Below are 5,019 nucleotides of genomic sequence, written 5' to 3'. Positions count from 1 at the left end.
AACCAAAATTGGGACGTATTCTCCGCTTATAAAGCCAGTTTAGGCTTTGTTTGGGCTTAAAATTTGTTTAAGTCCCGATAGTCTCCGTTGTAAACTCATAATTTTGTCCCTATTTGAATGTTGATGCGAACTGGGGAGGGAAGTAAATTCAACGGGTTGATGTGTCGCCACATGGACATAGCACAAACACCCCCGCCGACGCGAGTACAAGTGCGATGAGTTGCCCAAAATCAACCCAGTCTAAAAAGTTGGTGGAATTCTGGCGGGTGAAACCGCACACAGGGAAAGAGCCATCGTTAGTCCAGTCAAGGGTGTTTACACTGTGTAGCGCTGTGTCTGTGTCTAGTGACTTGTCTATTTCTGTGTCTAGCTATTCCCCGTCAACGAAGTACAGCTCTAGTAGTGCTTCCCATGTAGCCGTTTTTGAAAGCTTCCCGAATCGTCTAGCGTCTTCATTGGTGAACCCACGGTCAAAGGCGATCGCCCTTAGCTTGTCAATCCGACGGTAACTGACGGTTGGTTTAGTCATGGCTGACAAACCTCAAATCACCGCCAACAGTCAAATGCTCGTCAAAACAGGGGTAGGAAGAATCCGGCATCTCCCCACTTGTCCAATTGATTAGGTAAGCCCAAGTTTGTTCGCGAGGATACCAGCAAATACCAAGCACTTCGCCGTACTCAATAAAGTCCTGGTTAAATTCGTCACTCCAATGGTCAGCGACTTTGTTACCGATGCTAAATTTCGGGGCCGGGTATTTCTTAGGACTTTCAAGAGCTGACTGAGGACGCGGCACACAAAACAGCAAAGCGGCCGATGCGATTTTTTGTAATAATATCAATTCCGGTTGCACCGGAATGATATACTGAAAGAGCGTCAATAGTGCAACGAGGACAAGTCATGCCTAAACGCCTCAAGTTAGAGCCTCATCAAACCTCCTCGCCCGTTGTCTAAACTTTATCGTCAAGCGTCAGACCCAATTGAACGGACGCGCTACCAAATAATTTGGCTTTTAGCAACTGGACGAGTTACCAAAGATGTCGCGGATGTCACAGGTTACTGCCGTAACTCGATATACCGCTTAGGAATGAAAATTTAATAACACAAGCAAGATATAATAAACAAATGAGTGAATATCAATGTACTTGACATTTCATTTTTATGGTCAAAAGTTATCCTTAGTCGATGTTCACCTTGTTTCTTTTGCTAATAATTGGTGGGTTGGTTTCAGTCATTTTCTTGTTTGTAAATTTATGTATTACTCCTCTGAAATTACTGCTCCGATGCGGAAACTTTATCAATCTTTGTCCGAAAAAGAGCGATGAAGATATGCAGCAATAGAAGCCCTAAAACTTGGCGATGGTGGAATTAGTTACATATCCCGAATTTTGGCAGCAGACAGAAATACAATAGCCAAAGGCATTAAGGAATTAAAAAGTGAATCAGACATTACTTTTAATCAACACAGAATTCGTCGAAAAGGAGGAGGAAGAAAAACTAGCGAGTCTCTCATACCTGGCTTGAATGAAACTTTTTTAGAAGTCTTAAAAATTTATACAGCAGGCAGCCCAATGGATGAGAAAATTAAATGGACTAATCTCACTCAACAAGAAATAGTTGAAGGTCTGAAATTTCATGGCATAACAGTCAGCGTAACGGTTGTTCAAAAATTATTAAAAAAGCACGGATATGTAATAACTTCAAGCTCAAAAAAACAAACAACAGGAATAACAAATAATCGTAACGAACAATTTAAAAATCTTGCCAGAATCACTGAAGAGTATGAGTTACAGGGAAATTCTATCATTAGTATGGATACCAAAAAAAAGGAATTTATTGGAAATTTATATCGCTCAGGAACTCTGTATACTACCGAAACCGTTACCACACTTGACCATGACTTTTTCAGTTTGGGTGATGGAAAAATAGTGCCTCATGGAATTTATGATGTGCAAAATAACCGAGGGTATCTAACCCTAGGTATTAGTAAAGATACGAGTGAATTTGCTTGTGAAGCAATTAAATCATGGTGGACAAATTACGGAATCTCTCTCTACCCTCAAGCCCATTCAATTTTGATTAAATGTGATGGAGGTGGTAGTAAGAATTCCAATCATTATATCTTTAAATCGGACTTACAAGAATTAGTTAATGAGCTAAATATAGAAATTAGAATAGCACATTATCCTCCCTATACATCCAAGTACAATCCAATTGGGCCTCGCTTATTTCCTCATGTAACGAGAGCTTGTCAAGGAGTGATTTTTACCAGCATTGAGTTAGTCAAAGAACTCATGGAAAAAAACCACACAAAAACTGGACTTTCTGTGGTAGTAAATGTACTAGATAAAGTTTATAAAACTGGTCGAAAAGTAGCTGAGGGATTTAAGGAGACAATGAAAATTATTTTTGATGAATATTTGCCAAAATGGAATTACCGTGCTGTTCCGACAATTGAGTAGAGAGTGAAGTTATTAAATTTTCATTCCTTAGTCCGTCGTTACAATCAATTAGGTGCTAATGGGTTGAAAGACAAACGTCATCAACATCCGGGTCCTCAACCTTTACTCTCTGTTGTGGAACAAGCACAACTTTTGCAAACTTTACGAACTCCAACTGCTGATGGAGGATTATGGAACAGTCGTAAAGTTGCTGAGTGGATGAGTAATTTACGCTTAGCGTCCAGTCAGCGTACAAAGGGGTTGGGACTATCTACGTTCGTTGGAGTTTCGCTTACGAATACCCAGACCGGAACACGACCTTGCTGACCTTGAAGTCCAAGAAGCTTGGAAAAAAAACTGCGAGCGCAAGCTAAACGAATTCAACAGCAGCATCCATTAGCAGCAGTAGAAGTGTGGGGAATGGATGAGCATCGTCTGGGATTAAAGCCAATAATTCGGCGAGTCTGGGTAGGGTATGGGGAGCAGCCCATAGCCAACGTAAATTGGCGCTATCAATGGCTATGGTTATATGGTTTTGTACACCCGTCAACGGGAGAAACATACTTTTGGATTCTCCCAAAAGTTAACATTGAGCTTTTCAACGTAAGGATTCAGGTCTGAAAGAAGGGAATAAGCTCAGGCCGAGCCAAGTCACAAGAATGGGCAGAAATAGCCTCACGGAAAAAAGCCATTACTGAACGAGCTTGAAAACGACAGGTTTGAATTACACTCAGCAGATCAGCCGTTTCCTCAAATCGTTTCATTGAACGAGAGCCGCCAGAAACTTTGCGTTTCGTGACAGCTAGCCGTAGGGAACGTTCTGCTAAATTATTATCAGGAGGAACCGAGGGGTCATTGAGAAAATACCACCATTGTTCTGCCTTATCCCGTAAGGATTTTAGTAACAAACCTGCAGCATAACCAACTTTGCCCAACCAAGTGGTCAAAGTTTGATTCAATCGTATTGTGAAATCCTGAGCCCACGAGTCGTAGGTGAGTTGATCCTTCGTCTTTCGCCAGGACTCATGGGCGATAAAAGCTTCATCAATTAATGACAGAAATATTTGAGCGACTTCTGCATTATTGTTGCCAGGAAGGTCCAGCACTTTCTTGAAATGCCGTCGTAAATGAGCCAGACACTTCTGTTGGGCTGTGATTGTGCCACCATTATAAACACTGAAATCATCTGAGCTTAAGACTCCAGCAAATTCTGTACCCAGCATGGTTTCTAGTTCCACCCGCCCCCTGGTATCTGCGGCATGAAATAAACAGAATCCTTCTCCACTAGCCGTCCATAGCCATTCTTTGACTCCCATGACACACCACGGGGTTTCATCTACATGAACATTTGATTGAAGAGGTGCCCATTTCCACAGTGCATTGAGCGCTGGCTTGACTGCTGCTGCTACTCGTTGATTGGTTTTTTGGAGTGTTCCCACTCCCACTTCTATCGTGCCGAGTTCCCACAAAAATTCAGTCAGCTTGGCGTAGGAAAGATGTCCATAATTGCCAAGCCAGACTAAGAGTGCTTGGAGATTAACGCTCAAGTCTTGTCCTGGAACTATTCAAGCGGGGTGGTTCTCCTGTGACTACTGCACCACATTCTAGGCATTTACACGATTGTGTCTGATATTCAACGACCTCGATTGGTTTTGCTACTAGACTTGCTACTTGCTGTCTGTGGATGTTAATTACTTCACTTAATTCTTTACTGCCACAATTGAGACAGATGTCGGGTGAGCTAATTTCAGTTCTGTCTATTCGTCCAAACCCTTTGCGGGTTTTCCCCTGATGACCCGGTTGTCCGCCTGGTTTCTTTTTTGGGTCGGCTTCTGGTTTGATTGTTGGTTTCTCTGGTTTTTGGAGTAGATCCGTTGATGGAGGTTTTGATGAAGTTTGACTGGTGGTTCGACTTTTTCCCGTAGCAATGGCTAGTTTTTCTTGCAATTCTTCAATGATTTTTTGCAGCCCCATTACCAGTTCTACCAGTTCAGCTTGGCTCAACTGCTCGATTTGGATTTTTTCTTTCTGTCTGGTGGCTGCGGGCTTTTTCATTCGTTTATTTTACCAGCTTTTGATACTTAAGTCTTTTTTGACCTGAATCCTTACTTTTCAACAAAGTTTTAAGTAAGTCGGCAGGAAACTGCCTAAGTATGTAACAAAATATTAAGTAGGACGATCTGTTCTCAATTTAATGCGTTTTGTAGAGTAGTTTCCTTTTTTCCTCTAGCTTCTACCCCATTAATTACGGCATAAGCTAGCTCTAATTCATCTTCAAACATTTGTCCGGCTAGCTCATCTTTTTTGATGTGTTGCCACTCCAATTCTATGGGATTCATTTCTGAGCAATATTTAGGTAAAAACAAGATATATAGACCCTGATTTTCCCACTTCGACCATAATTTTTGGACTTCATTACATCGATGTATGGGGCCATTATTCTGTACTATTACTCTAATTCGTTTACTCCTCTCTGCCGAGAGAGCCTCTGACTCCATCATTTTGATAAGCTGTTGTACCTTTAAATAGGGTATAATAAAAATTAAGTTTAGTCAATTTTTACAAAAATGCCAGCCAAAA

At 41.4% G+C, this 5,019-nt stretch carries 5 protein-coding genes and 2 pseudogenes; 2 read left to right on the top strand and 5 right to left on the bottom strand.

What is annotated here, in order from left to right:
- Nucleotides 1-370 precede the first annotated feature (370 nt).
- Both QUA70_RS27910 and QUA70_RS27905 read right to left on the bottom strand, forming a co-directional pair.
- Nucleotides 371-529 (bottom strand): hypothetical protein, encoded by a 159-nt coding sequence (locus QUA70_RS27910; protein ID WP_333351004.1) that lies wholly within the window; start codon nt 527-529, stop codon nt 371-373.
- Nucleotides 522-839, bottom strand: a complete 318-nt coding sequence (locus QUA70_RS27905; protein ID WP_333351002.1) for a hypothetical protein — start codon at nt 837-839, stop codon at nt 522-524. The genes QUA70_RS27910 and QUA70_RS27905 overlap by 8 nt, the downstream gene beginning before the upstream one ends.
- A 496-nt stretch (nt 840-1,335) precedes the next feature.
- On the opposite strand from QUA70_RS27905, the gene QUA70_RS27900 reads away from it, so the two are divergent.
- Both QUA70_RS27900 and QUA70_RS28715 read left to right on the top strand, forming a co-directional pair.
- The gene (locus QUA70_RS27900; RefSeq protein WP_333351008.1) at nt 1,336-2,460 is read left to right on the top strand and encodes an ISAzo13 family transposase; all 1,125 of its coding nucleotides are present in this window, start codon (nt 1,336-1,338) and stop codon (nt 2,458-2,460) included.
- Nucleotides 2,461-2,695: 235 nt separating this feature from the next.
- Nucleotides 2,696-2,839 (top strand): annotated as a pseudogene (locus QUA70_RS28715) (winged helix-turn-helix domain-containing protein); the annotation flags it as partial.
- On the opposite strand, the gene QUA70_RS27895 reads toward QUA70_RS28715, so the two are convergent.
- From QUA70_RS27895 to QUA70_RS27885, 3 genes and pseudogenes are all read right to left on the bottom strand, one after another.
- Nucleotides 2,810-3,001: a hypothetical protein gene (locus QUA70_RS27895; RefSeq protein ID WP_333336254.1), complete on the bottom strand. Its 192-nt coding sequence runs from the start codon at nt 2,999-3,001 to the stop codon at nt 2,810-2,812. The pseudogene QUA70_RS28715 and the gene QUA70_RS27895 sit on opposite strands and share 30 nt — an antisense overlap.
- A 49-nt stretch (nt 3,002-3,050) precedes the next feature.
- Nucleotides 3,051-4,494, bottom strand: a pseudogene (gene tnpC, locus QUA70_RS27890) (IS66 family transposase).
- A 131-nt stretch (nt 4,495-4,625) separates the two neighbouring features.
- A complete protein-coding gene (locus QUA70_RS27885; protein ID WP_333351006.1) occupies nt 4,626-4,937 on the bottom strand; it encodes a transposase in 312 nt (103 codons plus the stop codon).
- Nucleotides 4,938-5,019 lie beyond the last annotated feature (82 nt).

This window comes from Microcoleus sp. LAD1_D5, from assembly GCF_036702115.1.
Lineage (GTDB): Bacteria > Cyanobacteriota > Cyanobacteriia > Cyanobacteriales > Microcoleaceae > Microcoleus.
Note: the sequence above shows the minus strand (reverse complement) of the source record. Positions and strands in the feature narration are given on the sequence as shown.

Bases quoted from the DNA above. Each gene is read 5' to 3' on its own strand.
- QUA70_RS27910 (WP_333351004.1), bottom strand. From the start codon at position 529: ATGACTAAACCAACCGTCAGTTACCGTCGGATTGACAAGCTAAGGGCG.
- QUA70_RS27895 (WP_333336254.1), bottom strand. From the start codon at position 3,001: ATGTTTCTCCCGTTGACGGGTGTACAAAACCATATAACCATAGCCATT.
- QUA70_RS27885 (WP_333351006.1), bottom strand. From the start codon at position 4,937: ATGGAGTCAGAGGCTCTCTCGGCAGAGAGGAGTAAACGAATTAGAGTA.